Source organism: Gellertiella hungarica (genome assembly GCF_014197145.1).
Classification (GTDB): domain Bacteria; phylum Pseudomonadota; class Alphaproteobacteria; order Rhizobiales; family Rhizobiaceae; genus Gellertiella; species Gellertiella hungarica.
In genome coordinates this window covers 598,702-621,839 of sequence record NZ_JACIEZ010000001.1, presented here as the reverse complement: position 1 = coordinate 621,839, position 23,138 = coordinate 598,702, and the positions used below count along the sequence as shown (strand labels likewise).

Genomic DNA, 23,138 nt, shown 5'->3' with positions numbered 1-23,138 from the left:
GTCTGTCTCCTTCAAAAGCGATGAGAGGAGAATGACGCGGCGACCCGCTAAAGAAAATTGACTGATTTTCTACCGGCACTATAAATAAATGCATGGACCATTTAAGCTGGGATTACCTTCGTACCTTTCTTGCCGTCATGGAGCATGGGTCGCTGTCCGCCGCCGCGCGGGCGCTCGGCATAACCCAGCCGACGGCAGGGCGGCATGTTGCCCTGCTGGAAGAGTCAACCGGGCAGGCGCTTTTCCTCCGCTCCTCCGGCGGCCTGCTGCCGACGGAACAGGCGGAAGCACTGCTGCCCCATGCCCGCAGCATGGCCTTTGCCGCATCGGCGGCCGCACGCACGCTGTCGGGGCTGGCGGGAAAGGTCGAGGGAACGGTGCGCATCTCCGCAAGCGAAGTGGTGGGCGTGGAAATCCTGCCCTCCATCATCGCCGGCCTTCAGGAGGAACATCCGGGGCTCGAGATCGAGCTTTCCGCCTCCGATGCGGTGGAAGACCTGCTGCAGCGCGAGGCGGATATCGCCGTGCGCATGGCCGAGCCGCAACAGGAGGCGCTTCTGGTGCGCTTCATCGGCAACATCACCCTGGGTTTTCATGCGAGCGAGGACTACATCTCCCGCCATGGCGCTCCGGAAACGCTGGGGGATCTCAAGGATCACCGGCTCGTGGGCTTCGATCGCCAGACGGCCTATATCCGGGCCATGGCGCACCGCCTGCCCGACATGGCCAGCGTGCACTTCCATTTCCGGGCCGACAGCAATCTCGCCCAGTTATCCGCCATTCGTGCCGGCTGCGGCATCGGCCTCTGCCAGACCGGGCTGGCGGAGCGGCCGCCTGCCCTCACCCGCCTCCTTCCGGATTTCGCCCTGCCCCTTCCCACGTGGATCGCCATGCACGAGGACCTCAGGAACAGTCCGCGCTGCTACATCGTCTTCCAGGCCCTGGCAAAGGGCCTGAAGCGGCTGGTGGACAACAGGCGCGCCGGGGGCTGACGGGGTCAGGATGCGTCGCGGGAGCCGGAAACCGCCCAGACGGTCCGGTCGCGCGTATCGAGAACCTCGATCTCCGGACGATCGCCGCCGTCGGAATATTCCTCGTGCCAGACGCCCTTTTCGTCCTGATAGCTGATTTCCTCGCTGTCGCCGCCCAGCTGCTGCTCCGTCGCGACGATGCGCGCAGCCTCCAGGGCTTCGTCATGGCTGGGAAAGGTTTCCGAGTATACGTCGCCCAGACGGTAGGCCCATCCTCCGTCATGCGGTACCACTTCATAGATGATCTTGGTCATCATTGCCTCCGCGTAACCCATTGAACCGGGACGACGGCAGGCTGTGGCCTGCATCCGCCGGACTTCATGCGGCAGTCGTCCTTGCGGCAGCCACCTGAAGCTGCCGGGCCGGAAGGCATTGGACCTTCCGGTCCGGTCCCAGTATTCCACCAAACGCCGCGACGGGCAATTCGGTTCACGCGTCCGCGCGTTTGGCTCGCGAGCCCTGCAAGGCCCCTCCGGAAGCAGAAAGGCCCGCCGTTGCCGGCGGGCCCAGAAGCTTGAGACAGCGATTGCCTTACTTGCAGGCCGCGCAGAAGCGCTGGATGCGCTTGCAGGCTTCCTCGAGCAGCGCCTCGGAGGTGGCATAGGAGATGCGGAAGTTGGGGCCGAGGCCGAATGCCGAGCCATGGACCACCGCGACGCCTTCGCTCTCCAGAAGCTCGGACACGAAGTCCTCGTCGGTCTCGATCACCTTGCCGGACGGAGCGGTCTTGCCGATCAGGCCCTTGCAGGACGGATAGACGTAGAAGGCGCCTTCCGGCGACGGGCACTCGATGCCGGTCGCCTGGTTCAGCATGGAAACGACCAGATCGCGGCGGGCTTCGAAGATCTTTTTGTTCTTCTCGATGAAATCCTGCGGGCCGTTCAGGGCCTCGACGGCCGCCCACTGGGCAATCGAGCAGGCGCCCGAGGTCTGCTGGCCCTGGATCATGTCCATCGCCTTGATCAGCGCCAGCGGGCCGGCAGCATAGCCGATACGCCAGCCGGTCATGGCATAGGCCTTCGACACGCCGTTCATCGTCAGCGTGCGGTCATAGAGGCCGGGCTCGACCTCTGCGGGGCTGACGAACTTGAAGTCGCCGTAGGTCAGGTGCTCGTACATGTCGTCAGAGAGGATCCAGACATGCGGATGCTTCATCAGCACGTCGGTCAGCGCCTTGAGTTCGGCATGGCTGTAGGCAGCGCCGGACGGGTTGGACGGCGAGTTGAACACGAACCACTTGGTTTTCGGCGTGATGGCCTTGTCCAGCGCCTCGGGAGTCAGCTTGAACTTGTTTTCCTGCGTGGTCGCAACGAAGACCGGGGTGCCGCCGCACAGCGCCACCATCTCCGGATAGGACACCCAGTAGGGAGTCGGGATCACGACTTCATCGCCGGGGTTCATGGTGGCCATGAAGGCGTTGAACAGGATCTGCTTGCCGCCGGTGCCGACGATGGTCTGGGCAGCGGTGTATTCGAGATTGTTCTCGCGCTTGAACTTGCGGGCGATGGCCTCGCGCAGCTCCGGAATACCGGCAACGGCCGTGTACTTCGTCTCGCCGCGGTTGATCGCTTCGATGGCGGCCTGCTTGATGTTGTCAGGCGTGTCGAAGTCCGGCTCGCCGGCGCCAAGACCGATGACGTCGCGGCCTTTCGCTTTCAGTTCGCGCGCCTTCTGCGAGACGGCGATGGTGGCGGAGGGTTTTACGCGGGAAAGGGCATCGGCGAGAAAAGCCATCGGACTTTATCCTGAAACGGTTGAACGGGGGAACCGGCAGAAGCCCACGGTTCCGGCGTCCTGCTCTATGTCGAAAACGCCCCGCATTTTCAAGGAAAAAGGCGTCACCGGGACAGGATTGCGGAGCTTTTGCCGGAACCGGAGCGAAGCGGACATTGTGGCAGCCGTTCACCGGTGAGTAAGGTATTGCATATAATTAGAAATCATTCAGTGAATGACTCACCGGATGGAACTCTCGCCATGACGGCTCGCAAGACCTTCGACGCCTTTGTCCGTGACGCGGACGGATCCTTCACCTGTGCCTACGGGCCCTATACCCTTCGCTCGGCCTTTCAGCCGATCTTCCAGACAGGCCTCGGCGCAACAACCGTTGCCGGCTTCCACGGCCTCGTGCGGATAGACCGCCTGGGAGACAGCTATTCGCCCGGCGAATTCCTGAATGCGGTCGATCCGCGCGATCTCTCGGAAATCGATGGCCGCCTGGCAAGCCTCCACGCCCTCAACGGCCAGTTCTTCGCCGGCACCGAGGCGCGGATCCACATTCCCCGCGATCCCCGACATTTCTACACCTCGCATGACATGCGCGCCGATGCGGAACGCCTCAGGCGCTCGGTCGACACGGCCCGGATAAACCCGCGCAACATCGTGTGCGAATTGCAGATGCGTGACTTCGATGACCTCGACAGGACGGTCCATTTCGCGGCCCATCTTCGCCGCGCAGGCATGCTTGTCGCCATCGACGGCTATGCGGGGGAAGAGCGCGACATGAAGCGGCTCGACGAAATCCGTCCAAGCTACGTGCGTTTCGACACGAACTGGCTTCGCGGCTTCCTGATGAACACCGCCGGCGTGGCGCTGCTGCGCGTCATCATTCGCCAGCTCGCCGAACGCAACATCATCCCGATTGCCGGCGGCATCGATCAGGAAGAGGAGGCCCGCCAGCTGGAGCGCATCCAGATGCCCCGTATCCAGGGCCACGCACTCGCCCATCCCGATTTTCCCGCCAATCTCCCCGCCCGGCTCCTGCCGACACAGGCACCGCCCATCCAGGAACGGTCCCGGATACCGGCACCGTCACTGGTCGCCTCGGCACCCGCTGTCGCCCATCCGCCGGTGCGCATGGCAAACCCGCGCCGGCCGGCGCCCGCATTCGGCAAGCGGGGTCTCGTCGGCTGATCGAGAGCGACAGAACAACGGCAGTCTAGTCTTGGCCGAGGCGAACTAGACTGCCGAAGCCCCACCCTCTTTGCCTCACGGCCCCCTCGCAAGCCCCGGGCAATCTCCCGATTCGCTGCCCACGACCCCGCAAAACAGACCGCTTCCGGATTTTTTTTGAGGCAAATGCGTCTTTTTCAGAACTTTTGCGTTTTATTGCCATGATTGCTTGTCAAGGCAATTTTTCGAAACGCTCGTGGAATACCCGCCATGTTCATAGATGACGAAATTCTCGCAGAACGCCACCGCCGCGAAAGCCCTTTCCCGGTGGTGCTGATCGTTGTCACCACGCTGGTCGCCTGCCTTGCGACGGTGGCCGGGGCTCTTTCCTCCGTCGCCTGACCGCAGGCAGGAACCCGGCCAATATACTTGCCTATACTCCACCCATCACAGTAATGGGTGAGCCGTCCGAGAACCGCGCCAGACGGAAGTCCCGCGGATCGACACAAGGGTCATCGCCGCAGGCAAGATCCGCCGCAAGTCGGCCCGCACCGGGCGAAATGCCGAAGCCATGGCCACTGAAGCCGGTTGCGATCACCAGCCCGTCCCGTCCCTCCACATGTGAAATGACCGGCACCGCGTCCGGGACCACCTCGATCATGCCGGCCCATTCCTGCTCGATGCGAAGCGAACGGAAGACGGGGTAGTCCTGCCGGAGCGCGGCGAGCGCTCGCATGACCGTGCCGGTGGCCGGAACCGGATCGAGCACGCGATGCTTGCGCAGGAGCGAGAGAAAGCCATCTGCACCGCCCGCCCAGGCAAGCCACTCGTCCCGCCAGAAGCGCGAAAGGCGTGGCCGCAGCGACTTCCAGTCCTGCTTCAGGATGGCGGAAAAGGGTTTGGCGTAGCGGAAGGAATCCGGCACGATCTCGAAGATGTTCTCCGCTGCGGAGGCGATGGAGTAGCCGCCATCCTCCCGCCGGCGGAAGGCATAGCGGTCCGTCCACAAGGCCTGATCGGGAGCCGCCTCGCCGGCCGGCGGCGCCGTGGTGCGGACCACCGTATTCAGGACCTTCAGCTGGGGCAGATCGATACCCTCCAGCCGGGCCATGCCGCTGGTCCAAACCCCTGCCGCAAGAACCACGGCATCGCAGCGCACGTGTCCGCGCTCCGTCTCTATCCCCGACACCCGTCCGTTCTGCCAGTCGATGCCGAGAACGGCGCATCCGGTAACCACCGCTGCGCCCTTGCGCCTGGCGGCCTCGGCGACCGCGGGGGCGACCTTCTGCGGCTCCGCCCGCCCGTCCACCGGCGCATGCAGCGCGGCACGGGCATGGACGGCGAGACCGGGAAACAAGGCTTCCATCTGCAACTTGCCGATCATCTCCATGCCCGGCCCGTTTCCGAGCGCGGCGAGGTAACCGGCCGCGCGAAAATCCCGCAGCCAGGCCTCATGGCTTTCGACCGCCTTCTCGGTCTCGCAGGCAAACACGATTCCCGAACGCACATAGCCGCTCCGCGCCTCGATGCGCTCGTCGAGCCCCTGCCACAGCCGGATCGCGTCGAGCATCATCGGCGCCTCGCGCAGATCGCGCATGCCGATGCGCACCCAGCCCCAGTTGCGACTGGACTGCTCGCCGCCGATCATGCCCTTCTCGATGAGCAGCACCCGATGCCCGCGCTCGGCGAGTTCGAGCGCCGTGAACGCACCGGCCACGCCACCGCCGACCACCGCGATATCCACGCGCGACGGCAGATCCATATCGCCGGAAAAGGGAACTAGGGCGGGTCCGGGCATGCGTGTTCTCCGTCGGAAGCGGTTCGGGAAAGGAACGGGATAGCCCATTCCTGAGATTTGAAAAACTGCCGGAATTCGCCTAAGAGGCTCTCTCCACCACTCTCGAGCGATGTTTTCCGCTCCCCCTTCCATCATCCGGGTGCATTCATGAACCGCATGCAGGCCAATCTCGTTCTGTTGCTTGCCGCCGCCATCTGGGGCGGTGGCTTCGTTGCCCAGGCAACGGCGATGGAGACGCTGGGTCCCTTCTGGTTCATCGGCCTGCGTTTCGCCATTGCAACCCTTTGCGTCCTGCCCTTTGCGATCAACGAAGGCCGGCGCGCCTCGCAGCCGCTCAGCGAGCGCCACGTGAAAGGCTTCCTGATGATCGGCCTTGCCCTTTTCCTCGGGGCTGCCACCCAGCAGGTGGGGCTGCGCTATACGACGGTGACCAATTCGAGCTTCCTCACCGGGCTCTATGTCGTCTTCGTGCCGGCAATCTCGGTGATTTTCCTCCGCAAGGCGCCGCACTGGATCATCTGGCCCGCAGCGCTGATGTCTCTGGCCGGTATCTTCCTGCTTTCCGGCGGCGCGCTCGACCGGCTGACGATCGGCGACGGCCTCACCATCATCTGCGCATTCTTCTGGGCTATCCAGCTGACGCTCGTCGGCCTCTTTGTCGGAGACAGCGGGCGCCCCCTGCTGCTCTCCACCGTGCAGTTTGCCGTCTGCGCCATCGGGGGCATGCTGGTCGGTGCGGCGACCGAGCACCTGACCCTGGACGCGATCAGCGGCGCCCTGACCGAAATCCTCTATGTCGGTATCTTCTCGTCCGGCTTCGCCTTCGTGCTGCAGGTCATCGGCCAGCGCTATACCACCGCGCCCCAGGCTGCGATCTTCCTCTCCGCCGAAGCCCTGTTCGGCGGATTGTTCGGCGCGCTGCTCCTCAACGAGACGCTGACGACGGCCGGATACGTCGGTTGCGGAATAATTTTTGTCGCAATGATTATGGTCGAGACTGTTCCGGAGCTGCTGAAGCGAAAGTCGATTTCTGCACGCTGAAGGAGCAAACGGAGCCGGAAACACATAAAATAAAACCTGGAAATACTCATTCCTGTCAATTTTTAAGGGGGATTTTCTGGCTCTCCCGGGCATAAAACTTTCGCTTGCCAATTTCGCGCAAACACAGCAATCTACCCGGCGTTCGGGCATTTAGCGAACACGGGAAGACCTTATAAATAAAGCGCGCCGAAGTCGTAATACCTCGGGCGGACAACGGCAGGGCTGAACTCCAATGTTACCCTTCCTTGGCCGCGGTAACACGGGACCCTTTCCTCCATATTCGAGAATTGCCTGCCCCACGCCCCGCAAGGGCAATTTAGCGATGCTGCCTGGTCTGACACGGGCAGAGAGAAAAGGACTTGACGCATGGCCGAGAGTGGCACTGTAAAATTCTTCAATACCGACAAGGGTTTCGGCTTCATCAAGCCGGACAATGGCGGGGCTGACATCTTCGTTCACATTTCCGCAGTCCAGGCTTCCGGCCTTTCTGGTCTTTCCGAGAACCAGAAGGTGACCTTCGACACCGAGCCGGATCGCCGCGGCAAGGGCCCGAAGGCCGTAAACCTTCACATTGCCGGCTGATCGACTAGCCGCACGAGCCGCATCGCGGACGCTCCGCGCCTCGCCCGCACGGAGCAAATGGCCTCAGGCCGCCACCGCCTTGCCAGAGCTTGAGTGATCTGCAGGGTCCGGACCCGTCCGGGCCTTGTCCTTCATGACCCGAACACGTGGCTCGCCCCCGCCAGTTCCAGAGGGGGCAGGCCCGGCCGCACGGCGAGCCGGGCATGCGCGGTGCGCGCGGAACCCCTCCTCCGGTTGAACCGTTTTCCCCTCAGTTGCATTCAGGCTGCATTCACCTTGCGGGCCGTATCGTCTCACCATAACCGGCGGCGATGAACAGCAAGCGTGCTGCCGCCGACGGAGCAAAGAGGATTACGCGATGACCAAGCTTTTCAAGACTCTCGTGATTTCGGCGACCATCGCAGCCACCGCCCTGGTTTCCGCAGGCACCGCTTCGGCGGATGGCTGGCGCCGCCATCACCACAGCGACGGCGATGCCGTTGCCGCCGGTGTTGCCGGCCTCGCCGTGGGCGCCATCCTGGGCTCCGCACTGAGCTCTCCGCCCCGCCGCACCTATGTCGAGGATTATCCGGTCTATGACGAACCGGTCTACGACGAGCCCACCTATGTCTACCGCACCAACCGCGTGATCGTGGAGCAGCCGACCTATGTGGAGCGCCGCCGGGTGGTCGTCGAGCAGCCGGGCCTTCGCCCCTGGACCCAGTCCTGGCTGCGTTATTGCAGCCAGCGGTATCGCACCTTCGACCCGTCGACCGGCACCTTCGTCGGCTATGATGGCCAGGAACATTTCTGCCGCGGCTGATCAGCGGCAGCCAGAACGGAAAAGGCGGGACCGGGTCCCGCCTTTTTTCATGTCCGTCAAAGACCCCGCAGGAAAGGGTTCGTCCGCCGTTCGTCGCCGATCCGGCTTCCCGGACCGTGCCCGCAGATGAAGCCGACCTCGTCCCCGAGAGGCAGCACCTTTTCCTTGATGGACCGCAGCAGCGTCGCGTGGTCGCCGCCCGGCAGATCGGTGCGGCCGATGGAGCCGTTGAACAGCACGTCGCCCAGATGGGCAAAACCCTGCGCCCGGTTGTAGTAGATCACATGGCCCGGGGCATGCCCGGGGCAGTGACGCACCTCGAAAACGTGATCGCCGAAGGACACGCTGTCGCCGTCTTCCAGCCAGCGGTCGGGCACGACGTTGCGCACTTCGCCCGGAATGCCGTAGGTCGCCGCCTGTTTCTCGATCCGTTCCAGAAGCGGAAGATCATCCTTGTGCGGCCCGACGACGGGGATGGAAAGCTTTTCGCGCAGTTCGTCGGCGCCGCCTGCGTGATCGATATGTCCGTGCGTGAGCCAGATTTCGCGAAGCGTCAGACCGTTCTCGTGAATGATCTGGAGGATCGTTTCCACGTCGCCGCCCGGATCGACGATGACGCCTTCCTTGGTATCCTGATCGAACAGGACGGTGCAGTTCTGCTGGAAGGGGGTGACGGGGATGATACCCGCCTGCAACATGCCCATCGGTTGCCTCGCTTGGTAATGACGATCCGGCGGACGACTGCCGCCCCCTCCCTCTTAGACCGAGACGGCAGGCCGCGTCACGGGGGAAAGCCGTTTGCAAGGGCGAATTCCCTGCACCAAGAGTTGATTTGCGGCGGCGATACGGTCTATCCCTTTTGCCGGGAATCTGGCGTTTCTGCCGGCGAATACCGGCAAAAAGGGCCCAACGCGGCGGCAAAAGCTGCGGTCGATCAAGGGAAAGCTGCACGTGGCACGGCAAGCAGGCAAACGAAAGAGTGCGGAACCCGAGGTGCTGGATGCGCCGATGGCGGATGCCAACCACATCGATTTCGACACGATCGAACAGTTCTTTTTCGCCTATCGCGATTTCGTCTCGGACCCGGATCAGATCCTTGCATCCAGCGGATTCGGGCGCGCCCATCATCGCGTGGTGCATTTCGTCAACCGGTATCCGGGCATGACGGTGGCGGATCTGCTCGACACGCTGCAGATCACGAAGCAGAGCCTCTCCCGGGTGCTGAAACAGCTGATCGACAGCGGATACATCCGCCAGATGGCCGGCCATTCGGACCGCAGGCAGCGCAAGCTCTACCCGACGCTCGCCGGCCGGGAACTTGCGCTGGCGCTTGCCGAACCCCAGTCCCGCCGCATTGCCCGGGCCTTCCAGGGCCTGAGCGCTGACCAGCGCGCCGGCGTGGTGAAGTTTCTGGCGGGCATGCAGAACAGGGAGGCGGAGAAGGCATGAGCGTGCAACCCGCGACACTGGCCGACAATGCGGCGCATCTCCTCGTCGTCGACGACGACACCCGCATCCGGGCCCTTCTCAACCGCTACCTGGCGGAGAACGGCTTTCGTGTCACGGTCGCCGCCGATGCGGCAGAGGCGCGCCGCAAGCTCGAGGGGATGGAATTCGATCTCATCATCCTCGACGTGATGATGCCGGGCGAAAGCGGCCTGTCGCTCACCCGGAGCCTCAAGGAAATCCGCAAGGTCCCGATCATCCTGCTGACGGCGCTTGCCGAAACGCCGTCGCGAATCGAGGGGCTGGAAGCGGGTGCCGACGATTACGTGTCCAAGCCGTTCGATCCGCGCGAGCTGGTTCTGCGCATCAGCAACATCCTGAAGCGCAGCCCCGGGGCAGACCAGACCGGCGCCGATCAGGTGATGTTCGGCCCCTACACCTTCTCTCTCCCCCGCAAGGAGCTGAAGAAGGCATCGGTCCTCGTGCGCCTGACGGACCGCGAGACGGAAATCATGAGCTTCTTCGCCGCCCGCGCCGGCGAAACGGTTGCCCGCCATGAACTCGCCGGCGCAGACGGCGAGATCGGCGAGCGCACCATCGACGTGCAGATCAACCGCCTTCGCCGCAAGATCGAGGACGACCCCGCGAACCCCGTCTATCTCCAGACGGTGCGCGGCATCGGCTACCGGCTCTGCATCGACTGAGGCCTGCGGGGCCTCTATAGTCCGGCATCGGGCGGCAAGCGCTGCCCAGACAACCAGGATTGGCCATGGCGAGCTTCGATACCATACGCCCGGAACCCGAGAGGCATTCGCCCTCGCTCTACGCCTCCATGGCGCGCTGGATTCGCCGGCGGCTGCCGACGGGGCTCTATGCGCGCTCCCTGCTGATCATCGTTTTGCCGATGGTGCTGTTGCAGGTCGCCGTTTCCATCGTCTTCATGGAACGGCACTGGCACATGGTGACCCAGCGCCTGACGAATGCGACGACCCGCGACATCGCTGCCATCATCTACCTCATAACCCGGCATCCGGCGCCGGACGAGGTGGACGAAACGATCCGCCTCGCCCGCGACCGGCTCGGCCTTCTCGTGTCGATTTCACCCGGCACGGAGCTGCCGCCCGGCGGACAGATCCCGATCTTCGGGCTGCTCGAGCAGACGCTGGGCGACGAGATCGAGACCCAGATCGGCCTGCCCTACTGGATCGATATCCTGGACGAGCCGAACACGCCGAGCCTGGTCGACATCCGCATCCTGCTGCACGAGAACAAGATCCTTCGGGTGCTGGTCAAGCGCAACGAGACCTATGCCTCCAACACCCATATCTTCATCCTCTGGATGGTGGGCACGGCTGCGGTGCTGATCACCCTGTCGGTGCTCTTCCTGCGCGGGCAGATCCGCCCCATCGTGGCGCTGGCCAAGGCGGCCGAAGCCTTCGGCAAGGGCCAGAAGATGCCGGAGAGCTTTTCCCCCCGGGGCGCGGACGAAATCCGCCGCGCCGGTCTCGCCTTCATCCTCATGCGCGAGCGCATCGAACGGCAGATGGAGCAGCGCACGGCGATGCTCACCGGCGTGAGCCACGATCTGCGCACCATCCTCACCCGCTTCAAGCTGCAGCTTGCCCTTGCCGGCGACAATCCGGATCTGGCGGGTCTCAACGAGGATGTGGAAGACATGCAGTCGATGCTGGAGGGCTACATGGCCTTTGCCCGCGGCGAAGCGGAGGAGGATCTCGGCAAGCTCGATCTCGGAGATCTCTTCGCCAAGCTCGCATCGGAGGCGGAGATGCACGGCAAGACGCTCTCCTGGTCGCTCAGCGGGGAGCGGATCGCCAATGTACGGCCGAATGCCTTCTCGCGGCTGGTGGCGAACCTGGTTTCCAACAGCCTGCGATACGCCAGCCGCATGCAGCTGGCCGCGACGCAGGGCGGCCGCTGGCTGACGATCACGCTTGACGATGATGGGCCCGGTATTCCCGCCGCATCGCGCGAGGACGTGTTCAAGCCCTTCTATCGTCTGGACGAGGCCCGCAACCTCGATGACTCCGGGACAGGGCTCGGGCTTGCCATTGCCCGGGACATCGCCCGCAGCCACGGGGGCAACGTGACGCTGGAAGACAGCCCGCTCGGCGGCCTTCGCGCCATCGTGCGGGTGCCCGTTTGAGGATAGGCTGTCGTCAGATCAGCTTGCGGCCATTGGGAACGGCCCGCTCCGGCATGGCCAGAACGATGTCACCGTTAGCATCGGCAAAGCCGAGTGTGAGCACTTCCGAGCGGAAGGGGCCAATCTGCCGCGGCGGGAAATTCACCACGGCCATGATCTGGCGGCCGAGCAGGGCCGCCTCGTCATAATGCACGGTGATCTGGGCGGACGACTTCTTCACCCCGATCTCGGGGCCGAAATCGATCTTCAGCTTCCAGGCAGGCTTTCTCGCCTCCGGAAAGGGTGTCACCTCGATGATGGTACCGATCCGGATTTCGACCTTCTCAAAGTCGGCAAAGGTAATCTCGTCTGCCATGGAATGCCTCAGCCTGCCAGCTCGCCGGCACGCAGCCTCGCTGCCTCGATCGCCTTGTCGAAAAGCGGCTGCATGCCGTCCTCCGCCATCAGCACCGAGAGCGCGGCCGCCGTAGTGCCGCCGGGTGAGGTCACGTTCTGCCGAAGACGCGACGCATCGTCGGGGGACCGGTGAAGAAGTTCACCGGCCCCCGAGACGGTTTCTCGCGCAAGACGCATGGCGAGGTCCGCCGGCAGGCCCGCTTTCCGCCCTGCCTCTGCCATGCACTCCACGAGATAGAAGACATAGGCCGGTCCGCTGCCGGAGACGGCCGTGACTGCATCGATATCCGCTTCGGACTCAACCCACTCGACCGGCCCGCTGACCTTCAGCAGGGCCTGAACCGCATTGCGCTGCTCGGCACTCACGGCCGCGTTGGCATAGGCACCCGTCACGCCGCGCCCGATCATGGCGGGCGTGTTCGGCATGGCGCGCACCATGGCCTTTGCGCCGAGCTTGTCCTCGATGAACGAGAGCGTCTTGCCCGCGGCGACGGAAACCACGACCGTCTGCGGCCCGACCAGCGAGCGCAGCGGCGGCAGAACGCTGTCCATGACCTGGGGCTTTACCGCGATGAAGAAGATGCCTGCGGTCACGCCGGCGGGTGCCTCCACCACATGGCGGGCACCGGCATCATTGACCATCTGCAGAAGCGAATCGGAAGGGCGGGGATCGACCACGATCACGGAAGAACCGGGGATGCCGCTCTTCAGCCAGCCGGTGAGCATGGCGCCCCCCATGTTTCCGGCTCCGACAAGAACGATGGGACCAGAGGGGAAGGCGGTCATTGTCAGGCTTCCCCGGCAGTTTCGAAAAGAACGGCATCGAGCGCGGCCTTGGCCTCCATGCCCGACCACACCACGAACTGGAATGCCTGGTAGTAGGCCTCGCAGGATTCGAGCGCGTTGGAGAGCAGAACCTCGACCTGCTGGTTGTTCGGCTCGGCACCGCCCGCCAGCAGCAGCGACTGGCGGAAGATCACCACGTCCTCGGCCCGCCACAGATCGAAATGACCCATGAGAACCTGACCGTTGATCATCGACAGAAGCCGGATGACCTCGTTCACCCGGTTCTCCGGAACCTTGATGTCGAAGGCGGAGGCGATGTGCAGGGCCTCGAACTGCTCCATCCAGGAAAAGGACACGTGGTAATCGGTCCAGCGCCCTTCCACGGTCATGGCGATTTCGTCCTCGCCGGACCTTTCGAACGACCAGTCATTGCTGGCGGCCACGAACTCGATCATGTCGACCGGGTTTGACTGGCGTTGAACTTCCATTTCCATCAAGCTCATGCGGCACCTTTTCAACCGGCAAAAGCATCCCCCTCGTGCCCAAGGCACGCCACAGACGCAGGAATACCGGATACTCATTTCAGGATGACGGTCGAAACGGATCTCGATTTTGCTGTTCGGACCCTGCACGAGGCTGACCGGGGCCGTTTCGAATCATCATTTAAAATCAGTGTATAACGCCTGAATCCGAGCGCCAGCCCTCCCCGGGCGTTTTGCGGGCAAGCCTTGTGGAAAGCAGTTCGGAATCCGATTCAGCGTTGAGTCATAAATGACTCATGCGATTGGCTTTTTCGGAGATGTCCACAGGCGCAAAAAATTATGATTTTTTTAACTATGGACAGGGGGCCAGGCGATTCATGAATCGGTCGCGGCAGCCAAAGGTTAACAAAAGGTTAAGAAACACCCCGGCAGAGCCCGGAAATGAAAAAGCCGCCCTGCGTCAGGACAGGGCGGCCGGATTGATGCGGCTCGGGCGCGATCAGGCGCTTTTTTCGGCCAGCTTCGCCTCGAGGGCGACGATGCGGGCCTTGAGCGCCTCGTTCTCGTCGCGCGCCTTGATCGCCATCTCGCGGACCACCTCGAACTCTTCGCGCTTCACGATGTCCATGGCGTTCAGCCAGCGTTCCGCCTGTGCCTGGAAGGCGGTTTCGACCTCCTTGCGCAGGCCCTGCGCGGCACCGGCGGCGTCGGTCATGAGTTTGGCGAAATCGTCCAGTATGCGGTTCGGTCCTGTGGTCATGGCTCTCTCCTTCGTCGGGTGCTGCTGGCCTCTCGCGCCACGCGGTGCCGCCCGAAACCTCGCTTGCGTTCTGAGGTAGGGTGAGAGGCGGGCAGATGCAAGTGATTTGAAGCCGCAGGCCGCGGTGCCGGCGGAGGAGGCGGGCTGCCGGAACAAGCAGCTTGACCGGAGGGGTCGCGGAAGTCATCTTCCGCGCGGATAGATGGGATTTGGATCAATTGCAGACAGCTGCCGAACTTTTCGCCCTCCTGCCCTACCCCGTGTTCGATCCGGTTGCCTTTTCGATAGGGCCGGTTTCGGTCCGCTGGTACGGCCTGGCCTATGTTGCAGGCATCCTGCTTGCCTGGCAGATCGCCGAGCGCATGGTCGCAAGCGAACGCCTCTGGCCCGACAACCGGCTGCCCATGGAAAAGGGCGCCCTCGGCGATTTCATCGTCTGGGCGACCCTCGGCATCGTGCTGGGTGGCCGTCTCGGCTATGTGCTGATCTATGATCTCGACCGGACCCTTTCCGACCCGCTCAGCGCCCTGCAGATCTGGCATGGCGGAATGTCCTTCCACGGGGGCCTCGCGGGCACGCTCATCGCCATGCTCCTCTTCGCGCGCAGAAACGGCATCCGCACCTGGAGCCTGATCGATACCGTCTGCTCGGTCGCCCCCGTCGGCATCTTCTTCGGCCGCATCGCCAATTTCATCAACGGCGAATTGTGGGGCCGCGCGGCCGATGTGCCCTGGGCCATGGTGTTTCCCACAGGCGGGCCTGTTCCCAGGCATCCCAGCCAGCTTTACGAAGCGGGTATGGAAGGGGTATTGCTTCTTCTGGTGCTGCAGGTTCTTGCCTGGCGCACCGATGTGCTCAAGCATCCGGGTCGCCTCGCCGGCATCTTCGCCTGCGGTTATGGCCTGGCGCGCATCGTCTCGGAATTCTTCCGGGAGCCGGATGCAAACCTGGGCTATCTCGGCGGGGGATGGCTGACAATGGGCATGATCCTGTCCCTGCCCCTGATTCTGGCGGGCATCTGGGCCATGGTGCAGGCAGGAAGGCAGGCACCGCCGAAAGGCGAAGCCGCCCGAGGGAATGGGGGACAGGAATGACGAGCACGCCACTTGCGGAGAAGATCAAGGCGCTGATCCGGGTCAATGGTCCGATTTCGGTGACCGACTTCTTTTCCCTGTGCCTTGCCGATCCCGAGCATGGCTACTACCAGACCCGCGAGCCCTTCGGCCGTGACGGAGACTTCATCACCGCGCCCGAGATCAGCCAGCTTTTCGGCGAGATGATCGGCATCTTCCTGGTCCACGCCTGGCAGCGGCACGGCATGCCCGCCAATGCGCGGATCGTCGAGATCGGACCGGGTCGCGGCACGATGATGTCCGACATCCTGCGCGTGGTGGCAAAGCTTGCCCCGCCGCTCTACCAGTCGGCGGGCATCCACCTGGTCGAGACGAGCGCGCGCCTTCAGGACGTGCAGCAGGAAACGCTGGCCGCCCATGACGGCCGCATCCACTGGCACGAGAGCTTCGACACCGTGCCGCCTGGCTTCACGCTGCTCGCGGCCAACGAGCTCTTCGATGCCATACCGATCCGCCAGTTCGTGAAGACGCCGATCGGCTTTCGCGAGCGCATGGTGATCCTGGACGACCGCGACGAACTCGCCTTCGGCGTCGGCGTCGCCGGCATCGATCCGGCCCTGCTGCCCGTCGATCCGGGTGCGGTTCCCGAGGGAACGGTCTTCGAGATCGCGCCCGCTCGTCAGGCGGTCATGACGACGCTTTGCGAAAGACTGAAGAATTCCGGCGGCACCGCCATCATCATCGACTACGGCACCATGGTGACCGGGTTCGGCGATACCCTTCAGGCGGTGCTTCGCCACGATTACGATCCGCCGCTTGCCCATCCCGGCGAGGCGGATCTGACCAGCCATGTGGATTTCCAGCACCTGGCGGAAGTGGCCAAGGCGAACGGCGTGGCGATCAATGGCTGCCTTCGCCAGGGGGATTTCCTATACGGTCTCGGCATCCAGCAGCGGGTGAACGCGCTGTCGGAGGGACGCGACCCGGCCGTGGCCTCGATGATCCGCGCCGCGGCGAGCCGCCTCGCCGACGAAGGCGAAGGCAAGATGGGCGAGCTTTTCAAGGTGCTCGTGGTCTCCAGCCCGGCGGTAGACCTCCTGCCCTTCCGGCCCATTCCCCATTGAGAAGGCAGCGCGCGGGCTTGAAGACCGCGCGCTTGCGCATATGTCTCTCGCTTGCGCGGTGTTGCGCGCATCCGGTCTGCGGCGCTCCGGCGCAGCGCGGTCCGAACGACACCAGGAGTGCCCCTTGAACGAGATTCCCCAGCCCAAGCCCGTTGAATCGCCAGCGCTTTCGGCTCTCTCTCCGGTCATCAGACACGGCTTTTTCACCCGCGAAGGCGGTGTCTCCACCGGCATTTTCGCCGGCCTCAATGTCGGGCTCGGCTCGTCGGACGAACGGGAAAGGGTGGAGGAAAACCGCAGGCGCGTTGCGCGCTGGTTCGGGCTTGGCGTGGAACGCCTGGCCACCCAGCACCAGGTGCATTCGCCTGACGTTACTGTCATCACCGACCCCGCCAGCCTTCCCCGCAATCATGCGGATGCGATGGTGACCGACCGGCCGGGCATCGTCCTTGGCGTTCTGACCGCCGATTGCGGCCCCATCCTGTTTGCGGATCCCGAGGCGCGCGTGATTGGCGCCGCCCATGCCGGCTGGAAGGGCGCGCTCGACGGCGTGCTGGAGAATACGATCACGGCGATGGAGGCACTCGGCGCGAAACGCGAGCGCATCGTTGCGGCGCTCGGTCCATCCATAGCCCAGCCCCATTACGAGGTCGGCCCGGAATTCGTGGAGCGCTTCCTTGCGCGCAATCCCGCAGATGCCCGTTATTTCATTCCCTCTGAAAAGCCCGATCACTCCATGTTCGATCTTCCCGGACTGACCGTCGACCGGCTTTCGGCTGCCGGCGTGCAGGCATCGTCGGTCGGTCTTTCCACCTATCCCGATGCGGAGCGCTTCTTCTCCTACCGGCGCACGACCCATCGGAACGAGCCGGACTACGGCCGGCAGATTTCCGCGATAGCACTTGAGGAGAACGGCTGATGGGACTGCACTTCACGACCGCAGAATATGCCGACCGCCTTTCCCGGCTGACCGCCAGGATGAAGGAGGACAAGCTGGATGCGCTGCTGCTCTTCGCGCAGGAGAGCATGTACTGGCTGACGGGCTACGACACCTTCGGATACTGCTTCTTCCAGACGCTGGTCGTGAAGGCCGATGGCACGATGACGCTGCTGACCCGCTCGGCTGACCTCAGGCAGGCGCGCCATACGTCGGTGATCGAGAACATCTCGATCTGGGTGGACCGCGTCAACGCCGACCCGGCGGTAGACCTTCGCAACCTGCTCTCCGACATGGATCTCCTCGGCTGCCGCATCGGCATCGAATACGACACGCACGGCATGACCGGACGGGCGGCGCGGCTGATCGACAACCAGCTCATGACCTTCTGCCAGCTGATCGACGCGTCCTATCTCGTCAGCCAGCTGCGGCTCGTGAAGTCGCCGGCCGAAATCGCCCATGTGGAACGGGCAGCGGAACTGGCCGATGACGCCTATGATGCAGGCCTGGAGCAGATCCGTGCCGGGGCGAGCGAAGCGGACATTCTCGCGGCCATGCAGGGCGCGGTCTTTCTGGGTGGCGGCGACTATCCCGCAAACGAATTCATCATCGGTTCGGGTGCAGATGCCCTGCTCTGCCGCTACAAGGCCGGCCGGCGCACGCTGGATGTCCAGGACCAGCTGACCCTCGAATGGGCCGGGGCGAGCGCGCACTATCACGCCGCCATGATGCGCACGGTGGTGATCGGCGCACCGACACCGCGCCATGTGGAGCTTTACGAGGCCTGCCGGGAAACCATCCAGGCCATCGAGGCCGTGCTCAGGCCCGGGCATACCTTCGGCGACGTCTTCGATGTCCATGCCCGCATCATGGACGAGAGGGATCTCGCCCGTCACCGGCTGAATGCCTGCGGCTATTCGCTGGGCGCCCGCTTCTCGCCCTCCTGGATGGAGCATCAGATGTTCCATGCGGGCAACCCGCAGCCGATCGAGGCCGACATGTCGCTCTTCGTGCACATGATCATCATGGATTCGGATACGGGAACCGCGATGACGCTGGGCCAGACCTATCTGACCACGGCCGACGCGCCGCGAAGCCTCTCGCGTCATTCGCTGGAGCTGCCCGTCCGTTAGGACAGCTCCCGCATGCTCGGCAATTGACAGGCGCGCGCCGGGGTCCTTACACTCGCGATTGCGCCCGGGGAAGCGCACCAAAGGAAGGGATGGCCCGACGATGCAGCACGCGAGAACAGCCATCGGCGTTCTATGTGTCGCTCTCGTTCTTTCCGGTTGCAACACCACCGATGCGCTGACCCCGCAGGTGGATGTGGGCGGCGGCCGTTTCCCCAACTCCAGTCCGGTGACCGACCAGGATCTCGACCAGATGGCCCGGACGCAACAGCCGGTCTATCCTTCCCAGCCCCAGGCAGCCCCCGTGGCCTCCCCGGCACCCGTCGCCAGCAACACGCTGAGGCCACCTCCGTCCCCTGCCTATCCGCAGGAGCAGGCGCCCGCAGGCACCGGGGCTCCGCCGACAACGCTCGACGAACAGGCCGCCTCCCTCGGTCGCGGCGCAGACGAACAACCGGCAACGCCGAACGGCAGCAATCGGGGTGGCACGCCGCAGCTCGCCGCCCCCGCGGAGACGGCACCCGCCCCCGAACAACCCGCAAGCGCCGAAGCGTCCAGCGCGCAGACCCTCCGGTTCCTGCCGATCATCGGCGCGCCGCTCCCCGCTGTCACGCCCCTCTCCCGCCAGCTTGGCGCAGAGGCCCGCGCGCGCGGCATCACCATCCGAAGCTCCGCCGACAAGAGCGCCAGACACGTGCTGAAGGGCTATTTCTCGGCCGTTTCGGGCGGCGGCAGCATCACGATCACCTATGTGTGGGACGTGCTGGACGGCAATGGCGCAAGGCTCAACCGCATCCAGGGACAGGAGAGCTTCCCCGGCAATGCGGCCGATCCGTGGGCGGCGGTTCCGCCCTCGGTGATGCAGACCATCGCCACCAAGACGATGGACAGCTACACCCAATGGGCTGCAGGTCCGTGAGGTCCTCGTTCTTTTGGAGAATAAATTCGGGAAACGTGCCTTATTGTTCTTGCAATCGGGCGACGGGGCGCTAAAAAGCGCCAAAAGCTCGCACATGGCAGCCGACACCGGCTCTAGGGTTCAGCATCAGGGCCATGTGCTACTCTAAAGTTTGCAGCGTCTACGGGGCGTCGTCCAGACGCGTCGCGCTGACCTGAACAGGCGGGGCAAGATGAAGGTTTTCGCAGGCAATTCGAACCGGCAGCTGGCCGAAGCGATCTGCAAATATCTCAACGTACCTTTGGGCAAGGCCTCGGTCAGGCGGTTCGCAGACCAGGAAATCTTCGTGGAAATTCAGGAGAATGTGCGCGGCGAGGACGTCTTCGTCGTGCAGTCCACCTCCTTCCCCACGAATGACCACCTGATGGAACTGCTGATCATGATCGACGCATTCCGTCGCTCCTCGGCACGCCGCATCACGGCCGTCATTCCCTACTTCGGCTACGCCCGGCAGGACCGCAAGCCCGGTCCCCGCACCCCGATCTCGGCCAAGCTGGTGGCAAACCTGATCACGGAAGCCGGAGCGGACCGCGTCCTGACGCTCGATCTCCACGCGGGTCAGATCCAGGGCTTCTTCGACATTCCGACCGACAACCTCTATGCCGTTCCGATCCTCGCCCGCGACGTGAAGGAACACTACGACCTGCAGAACGTCATGGTCGTGTCGCCGGACGTCGGCGGCGTGGTGCGCGCCCGCTCGCTGGCCAAGCGCCTCGACTGCCTGCTCGCCATCGTCGACAAGCGCCGCGACCGTCCGGGCGAATCCGAAGTGATGAACGTCATCGGCGACGTGTCCGGCAAGGACTGCATCCTCATCGACGACATCGTCGATTCCGGGGGCACGCTCTGCAATGCGGCCGAAGCCCTGCTGAAGAACGGCGCAACCAGCGTCACCGCCTATATCACCCATGGCGTGCTGTCCGGCGGCGCGGTGGCTCGCGTGTCTTCGTCGAAGCTGAAGGAACTGGTCATCACCGATTCCATCCAGCCGACCACCGCCGTTCAGACCGCGCCGAACATCCGCGTGATCTCGACAGCCAACCTTCTCGGCGAAGCCATCAACCGCACGGCCCTCGAAGAGTCGGTATCGAGCCTCTTCGACTGATACCCTCGAGGCGAGACCCCTATTGAAAAACCCCGGCGCCTGCGGCACCGGGGTTTTCCTTTGTTGCGCTTGCCTGATGCCGCACTCAGTGCGGCATCACCTGGCCGTTGATCTTCACCTGGCCGTCTTCCGCCACCTCGATCTTCCAGCGGCTGGTGCCGTCCGGGTCGTTCTTCGCCATGCCCTTGGCCATCATCAGGCCGAAGGATGCCGTGTTGAGATCGGGCACCGACTGGGCAAGGCTCTGGATGCCGGCAATCGTCTTGTCGAGATCCCTGGCGGTCACGTCGAACTCGGCATTGGCCTTTGCGGGCTCGGCCTGTGTTTCGGCGGACACGTGGCCCTTGACCGAGATGGAATAGAGCGGCGACGTCGCCTGGAACTCGGGCAGCTCGACCTTCAGGCGGCCGTCCTTGAGGAAGGCCTTCCCGATCGCGTCCCACTGCGCCTCGGTGAGCGGCTCCTTTGCATCATAGTCCGCCTGGTCGAGGATGCTGTTGATGACGGTTTCGAAGTTCAGCCCGCCCAGCGACATGGTCATCGAAATGTCCTTCGGGATCAGATCGCCGTAGGCGACCACCTGGGGCAGACCGATGAGTTGCGGGTTTTTCAGCGACATGCCGAAATGCAGTTCCGAATCGTCGGTCAGTCCGGCCATGCCGAGGTGATAGGTCAGATTGTCCACCCTGCCGGTAATGCCGCTCGTGGTCACGGCCAGGTTGTCCACGCGCACCTCTTCCGTGAAGGCGGTCATCAGCGGCATTGCCTTGCGCACGAGGTCCGCCAGCGAGCGGCGCTGTTCGGGCGTCAGCGTCTTCTCGTCCGCATGGGCAAGCACGAAGTTCAACAGGGCCGAGATCTCCTGGATCTTGATGCCCGTCACCTTGCCGTCGATGCCGATATTGCCCATCGTGAGGGTCGTCAGGGGCATTTCGGGGCCACTGATCGTCTCGGCGAGTTCGGAGATCCGGGCACTGCTGACGAGATCGACCGATCCCTGGCCGTTGCGTGCGCCCGACATCGTATAATCGGACGGACCGAAGCTCGCCGTCAGGTTCTGCTTGCCGTCATAGGATGTGATCGAGCCGCCGCTGGCATGTCCCATGCCGGACCGGAAGTAGGAAATCGCCGGATCGAAATCGCCATTGAAGACCAGATCCTTGATCAGGTAGGAGACATCGCCCTTCTGGTCACCCACGCTCCACTTCGCATTGATGCTGAGCGGCCCGGATTCCCGCTTCACCGCCATCAACCCCTCATCGCCCGCCGGCGGGAAGATCTGCATCTCGTAGAGCGCGGACAGGTCGAACTGGCCCTTTTCCGGCTTCAGCAGTCCGGCGAGCTTGCCGAGATCCACGCTCAGGCGATAGTGATCGCCCTCGGGGATCGCCGCAATGAAACCGGTCTTGATCACGTTGTCCGGCAGGAAACCCGTGAGGGATTTCACGATGGCCGCGGCGCCCTCCGGGGTCGGCCCTGCTGCCACGGCAGCGGTGGACAGGCTCAGGGCGGCAACGGTGCCGAGCAGGAACGAACGGTATTTCATGGGGGGTCTCCGGATCAAGAATTCGGGCCGATGGTGGTTTGCCCGCCCCGTCCTGTCAACCTCCGCCTGCATGCGCCTGGCCCGCAGGGCGGATATGCCGGGTGCCTCGCTTGCCAAGCGGGCGCTGATGGTCTATAGCGCCCCGGTCCGCGCAGACACCCTTGGAGGCACCGCGGATGAAGGCTCCCCCGGGGGACTTCCGTTCCTGGCGGCCCGCCGCCCTGAACTCTCCATATAACCTCGAAAGGAAAATGCCATGAGCCACGCATCTTACGAGCTCAAGGCCGAGGCGCGCGAACGGGTTGGTAAGGGGTCCTCCCGTGAACTTCGCCGCAATGGCCAGATCCCCGCTGTCATCTATGGTGACAAGCAGGCCCCGATTTCCATCGCGCTCAGCACCAATGAGGTGACCAAGCGCATTCACGCCGGCGGTTTCATGACCACCGTCGCCACGATCGACCTCAACGGCCAGAAGATCTCCGTTCTGCCGAAGGACTACCAGCTCGATCCGGTCCGTGACTTCACCATGCACGTCGACTTCATCCGCGTTTCCGCGGACAGCAAGGTCACCGTGGAAGTGCCGGTTCACTTCATCAACCAGGAAAAGTGCCCGGCCATCAAGGTCGGCGGCGTGCTGAACATCGTTCGTCACGAAGTCGAGCTGCACTGCCCGGCCAACGACATTCCGGAATTCCTGACTGTCGACCTCGAAGGCCACAAGATCGGTGACAGCATCCACATCTCGCATGTGAAGCTGCCGGCTGGCTCCACGCCCGTCATCACCGATCGCGACTTCACGATCGCCACCCTGGTTGCTCCGGCTGGCGGCACCTCTGGCGAAGAAGCCTGATCGACAGTATCCCGGGGAGAAAGACTTCCCTAAGGTGAACTGCAAGAAATTCCCGCGGCGAAAGCTTGCGGGAATTTTTTTGTGATTGTTAAGCCCCTTAGCCCGAAATTTAGTTTTGACCTGAATTAGGTTTTTCCTAAAACTGAAGGCTGTCCCCGGTGATTTGTTGATTCCTGCCGGAGACGAGACTTACGCAGATAGGGAACCAGGCCTTTATTCATGCTGAAGCCGGGATTGG

The 23,138-nt window shown here is 63.6% G+C and carries 25 protein-coding genes; 16 read left to right on the top strand and 9 right to left on the bottom strand.

All coding sequences use genetic code 11. The features are described 5' to 3' along the window. Positions 1–92 precede the first annotated feature (92 nt). Positions 93–992: a LysR family transcriptional regulator gene (locus tag GGR23_RS02930; RefSeq protein ID WP_183364616.1), complete on the top strand. Its 900-nt coding sequence runs from the start codon at positions 93–95 to the stop codon at positions 990–992. A 5-nt stretch (positions 993–997) separates the two neighbouring features. On the opposite strand, the gene GGR23_RS02925 is transcribed toward GGR23_RS02930, so the two are convergent. Together GGR23_RS02925 and GGR23_RS02920 are read right to left on the bottom strand one after the other, a co-directional pair. Continuing rightward, complete coding sequence (locus tag GGR23_RS02925; RefSeq protein ID WP_183364615.1) at positions 998–1,285, bottom strand: DUF2188 domain-containing protein; 288 nt, start codon at positions 1,283–1,285, stop codon at positions 998–1,000. A gap of 277 nt (positions 1,286–1,562) precedes the next feature. Then, complete coding sequence (locus GGR23_RS02920; RefSeq protein WP_183364614.1) at positions 1,563–2,765, bottom strand: pyridoxal phosphate-dependent aminotransferase; 1,203 nt, start codon at positions 2,763–2,765, stop codon at positions 1,563–1,565. 240 nt (positions 2,766–3,005) lie between these two features. On the opposite strand from GGR23_RS02920, the gene GGR23_RS02915 reads away from it, so the two are divergent. Together GGR23_RS02915 and GGR23_RS23380 are read left to right on the top strand one after the other, a co-directional pair. Further along, the gene (locus GGR23_RS02915) at positions 3,006–3,941 is read left to right on the top strand and encodes an EAL domain-containing protein (protein ID WP_183364613.1); all 936 of its coding nucleotides are present in this window, start codon (positions 3,006–3,008) and stop codon (positions 3,939–3,941) included. Positions 3,942–4,190: 249 nt separating this feature from the next. Continuing rightward, positions 4,191–4,322 (top strand): hypothetical protein, encoded by a 132-nt coding sequence (locus GGR23_RS23380; RefSeq protein ID WP_281375647.1) that lies wholly within the window; start codon positions 4,191–4,193, stop codon positions 4,320–4,322. 31 nt (positions 4,323–4,353) lie between these two features. Here GGR23_RS23380 and GGR23_RS02910 read toward each other — a convergent pair whose 3' ends face one another. Beyond that, a complete protein-coding gene (locus GGR23_RS02910; RefSeq protein ID WP_183364612.1) occupies positions 4,354–5,718 on the bottom strand; it encodes an NAD(P)/FAD-dependent oxidoreductase in 1,365 nt (454 codons plus the stop codon). A gap of 147 nt (positions 5,719–5,865) precedes the next feature. On the opposite strand from GGR23_RS02910, the gene GGR23_RS02905 reads away from it, so the two are divergent. The 3 genes from GGR23_RS02905 to GGR23_RS02895 all read left to right on the top strand — a co-directional run bounded on the left by GGR23_RS02905 (position 5,866) and on the right by GGR23_RS02895 (position 8,143). Beyond that, complete coding sequence (locus GGR23_RS02905; protein ID WP_183364611.1) at positions 5,866–6,759, top strand: DMT family transporter; 894 nt, start codon at positions 5,866–5,868, stop codon at positions 6,757–6,759. A gap of 366 nt (positions 6,760–7,125) precedes the next feature. Continuing rightward, positions 7,126–7,341 carry a cold-shock protein gene (locus tag GGR23_RS02900; RefSeq protein ID WP_183364610.1) on the top strand — a complete coding sequence of 72 codons (216 nt, stop codon included), beginning with the start codon at positions 7,126–7,128 and terminating at the stop codon, positions 7,339–7,341. A 358-nt stretch (positions 7,342–7,699) separates the two neighbouring features. After that, complete coding sequence (locus tag GGR23_RS02895) at positions 7,700–8,143, top strand: BA14K family protein (protein WP_183364609.1); 444 nt, start codon at positions 7,700–7,702, stop codon at positions 8,141–8,143. 56 nt (positions 8,144–8,199) lie between these two features. Here the strand turns inward: GGR23_RS02895 and GGR23_RS02890 are convergent, their stop codons facing one another. Then, entirely contained in the window at positions 8,200–8,847 is a 648-nt protein-coding gene (locus GGR23_RS02890) for an MBL fold metallo-hydrolase (RefSeq protein ID WP_183364608.1), read from the bottom strand. A 247-nt stretch (positions 8,848–9,094) separates the two neighbouring features. On the opposite strand from GGR23_RS02890, the gene GGR23_RS02885 reads away from it, so the two are divergent. The 3 genes from GGR23_RS02885 (at position 9,095) to GGR23_RS02875 (ending at position 11,753) form a co-directional block, all read left to right on the top strand. Continuing rightward, positions 9,095–9,592 carry a MarR family transcriptional regulator gene (locus GGR23_RS02885; RefSeq protein ID WP_183364607.1) on the top strand — a complete coding sequence of 166 codons (498 nt, stop codon included), beginning with the start codon at positions 9,095–9,097 and terminating at the stop codon, positions 9,590–9,592. Continuing rightward, complete coding sequence (locus tag GGR23_RS02880) at positions 9,589–10,293, top strand: response regulator (RefSeq protein ID WP_183364606.1); 705 nt, start codon at positions 9,589–9,591, stop codon at positions 10,291–10,293. Before GGR23_RS02885 ends, GGR23_RS02880 begins: the two co-directional genes overlap by 4 nt. Before the next feature lie 65 nt (positions 10,294–10,358). Next, positions 10,359–11,753, top strand: a complete 1,395-nt coding sequence (locus tag GGR23_RS02875; RefSeq protein WP_183364605.1) for an ATP-binding protein — start codon at positions 10,359–10,361, stop codon at positions 11,751–11,753. 13 nt (positions 11,754–11,766) lie between these two features. Here the strand turns inward: GGR23_RS02875 and GGR23_RS02870 are convergent, their stop codons facing one another. The 4 genes from GGR23_RS02870 to GGR23_RS02855 form a co-directional block, all read right to left on the bottom strand. Next, the gene (locus GGR23_RS02870; protein ID WP_183364604.1) at positions 11,767–12,108 is read right to left on the bottom strand and encodes a tRNA-binding protein; all 342 of its coding nucleotides are present in this window, start codon (positions 12,106–12,108) and stop codon (positions 11,767–11,769) included. Between the two features lie 8 nt (positions 12,109–12,116). Next, on the bottom strand, positions 12,117–12,935 hold the full coding sequence (gene proC, locus GGR23_RS02865) for a pyrroline-5-carboxylate reductase (protein WP_183364603.1): 819 nt from the start codon (positions 12,933–12,935) through the stop codon (positions 12,117–12,119). 2 nt (positions 12,936–12,937) lie between these two features. Beyond that, positions 12,938–13,438: a type III secretion system chaperone family protein gene (locus GGR23_RS02860; RefSeq protein ID WP_183364602.1), complete on the bottom strand. Its 501-nt coding sequence runs from the start codon at positions 13,436–13,438 to the stop codon at positions 12,938–12,940. Positions 13,439–13,916: 478 nt separating this feature from the next. Beyond that, the gene (locus GGR23_RS02855) at positions 13,917–14,177 is read right to left on the bottom strand and encodes an accessory factor UbiK family protein (RefSeq protein WP_183364601.1); all 261 of its coding nucleotides are present in this window, start codon (positions 14,175–14,177) and stop codon (positions 13,917–13,919) included. 218 nt (positions 14,178–14,395) lie between these two features. Here GGR23_RS02855 and lgt point away from each other — a divergent pair, with 218 nt between their 5' ends. From lgt to GGR23_RS02825, 6 genes are all read left to right on the top strand, one after another. Further along, entirely contained in the window at positions 14,396–15,271 is an 876-nt protein-coding gene (gene lgt, locus GGR23_RS02850; RefSeq protein ID WP_183364600.1) for a prolipoprotein diacylglyceryl transferase, read from the top strand. Next, the gene (locus tag GGR23_RS02845; RefSeq protein WP_183364599.1) at positions 15,268–16,374 is read left to right on the top strand and encodes a class I SAM-dependent methyltransferase; all 1,107 of its coding nucleotides are present in this window, start codon (positions 15,268–15,270) and stop codon (positions 16,372–16,374) included. The genes lgt and GGR23_RS02845 overlap by 4 nt, the downstream gene beginning before the upstream one ends. 133 nt (positions 16,375–16,507) lie before the next feature. Then, positions 16,508–17,293, top strand: a complete 786-nt coding sequence (pgeF, locus tag GGR23_RS02840) for a peptidoglycan editing factor PgeF (RefSeq protein WP_343066605.1) — start codon at positions 16,508–16,510, stop codon at positions 17,291–17,293. Further along, positions 17,293–18,444, top strand: coding sequence for a M24 family metallopeptidase (locus GGR23_RS02835; RefSeq protein ID WP_183364597.1), 1,152 nt, complete (start codon positions 17,293–17,295; stop codon positions 18,442–18,444). Before pgeF ends, GGR23_RS02835 begins: the two co-directional genes overlap by 1 nt. A gap of 100 nt (positions 18,445–18,544) precedes the next feature. Then, on the top strand, positions 18,545–19,360 hold the full coding sequence (locus GGR23_RS02830) for a hypothetical protein (RefSeq protein ID WP_183364596.1): 816 nt from the start codon (positions 18,545–18,547) through the stop codon (positions 19,358–19,360). A gap of 211 nt (positions 19,361–19,571) precedes the next feature. Beyond that, a complete protein-coding gene (locus tag GGR23_RS02825; protein WP_183364595.1) occupies positions 19,572–20,504 on the top strand; it encodes a ribose-phosphate pyrophosphokinase in 933 nt (310 codons plus the stop codon). Between the two features lie 85 nt (positions 20,505–20,589). Here GGR23_RS02825 and GGR23_RS02820 read toward each other — a convergent pair whose 3' ends face one another. Continuing rightward, entirely contained in the window at positions 20,590–22,050 is a 1,461-nt protein-coding gene (locus tag GGR23_RS02820; protein WP_183364594.1) for a hypothetical protein, read from the bottom strand. A gap of 256 nt (positions 22,051–22,306) precedes the next feature. On the opposite strand from GGR23_RS02820, the gene GGR23_RS02815 reads away from it, so the two are divergent. Continuing rightward, complete coding sequence (locus tag GGR23_RS02815; protein ID WP_183364593.1) at positions 22,307–22,900, top strand: 50S ribosomal protein L25/general stress protein Ctc; 594 nt, start codon at positions 22,307–22,309, stop codon at positions 22,898–22,900. The last annotated feature ends 238 nt before the right edge of the window (positions 22,901–23,138 follow it).

Coding starts and splice junctions, on each gene's coding strand:
- GGR23_RS02845 (WP_183364599.1), top strand. CDS start 15,268: ATGACGAGCACGCCACTTGCGGAGAAGATCAAGGCGCTGATCCGGGTC.
- proC (WP_183364603.1), bottom strand. CDS start 12,935: ATGACCGCCTTCCCCTCTGGTCCCATCGTTCTTGTCGGAGCCGGAAAC.
- GGR23_RS02860 (WP_183364602.1), bottom strand. CDS start 13,438: ATGAGCTTGATGGAAATGGAAGTTCAACGCCAGTCAAACCCGGTCGAC.
- GGR23_RS02890 (WP_183364608.1), bottom strand. CDS start 8,847: ATGGGCATGTTGCAGGCGGGTATCATCCCCGTCACCCCCTTCCAGCAG.
- GGR23_RS02835 (WP_183364597.1), top strand. CDS start 17,293: ATGGGACTGCACTTCACGACCGCAGAATATGCCGACCGCCTTTCCCGG.
- GGR23_RS02875 (WP_183364605.1), top strand. CDS start 10,359: ATGGCGAGCTTCGATACCATACGCCCGGAACCCGAGAGGCATTCGCCC.
- GGR23_RS23380 (WP_281375647.1), top strand. CDS start 4,191: ATGTTCATAGATGACGAAATTCTCGCAGAACGCCACCGCCGCGAAAGC.
- GGR23_RS02880 (WP_183364606.1), top strand. CDS start 9,589: ATGAGCGTGCAACCCGCGACACTGGCCGACAATGCGGCGCATCTCCTC.
- GGR23_RS02815 (WP_183364593.1), top strand. CDS start 22,307: ATGAGCCACGCATCTTACGAGCTCAAGGCCGAGGCGCGCGAACGGGTT.
- GGR23_RS02825 (WP_183364595.1), top strand. CDS start 19,572: ATGAAGGTTTTCGCAGGCAATTCGAACCGGCAGCTGGCCGAAGCGATC.
- GGR23_RS02905 (WP_183364611.1), top strand. CDS start 5,866: ATGAACCGCATGCAGGCCAATCTCGTTCTGTTGCTTGCCGCCGCCATC.
- GGR23_RS02925 (WP_183364615.1), bottom strand. CDS start 1,285: ATGACCAAGATCATCTATGAAGTGGTACCGCATGACGGAGGATGGGCC.
- GGR23_RS02820 (WP_183364594.1), bottom strand. CDS start 22,050: ATGAAATACCGTTCGTTCCTGCTCGGCACCGTTGCCGCCCTGAGCCTG.
- GGR23_RS02920 (WP_183364614.1), bottom strand. CDS start 2,765: ATGGCTTTTCTCGCCGATGCCCTTTCCCGCGTAAAACCCTCCGCCACC.
- GGR23_RS02910 (WP_183364612.1), bottom strand. CDS start 5,718: ATGCCCGGACCCGCCCTAGTTCCCTTTTCCGGCGATATGGATCTGCCG.
- GGR23_RS02870 (WP_183364604.1), bottom strand. CDS start 12,108: ATGGCAGACGAGATTACCTTTGCCGACTTTGAGAAGGTCGAAATCCGG.
- GGR23_RS02855 (WP_183364601.1), bottom strand. CDS start 14,177: ATGACCACAGGACCGAACCGCATACTGGACGATTTCGCCAAACTCATG.
- GGR23_RS02930 (WP_183364616.1), top strand. CDS start 93: ATGGACCATTTAAGCTGGGATTACCTTCGTACCTTTCTTGCCGTCATG.
- GGR23_RS02915 (WP_183364613.1), top strand. CDS start 3,006: ATGACGGCTCGCAAGACCTTCGACGCCTTTGTCCGTGACGCGGACGGA.
- GGR23_RS02895 (WP_183364609.1), top strand. CDS start 7,700: ATGACCAAGCTTTTCAAGACTCTCGTGATTTCGGCGACCATCGCAGCC.
- GGR23_RS02830 (WP_183364596.1), top strand. CDS start 18,545: ATGCAGCACGCGAGAACAGCCATCGGCGTTCTATGTGTCGCTCTCGTT.
- GGR23_RS02900 (WP_183364610.1), top strand. CDS start 7,126: ATGGCCGAGAGTGGCACTGTAAAATTCTTCAATACCGACAAGGGTTTC.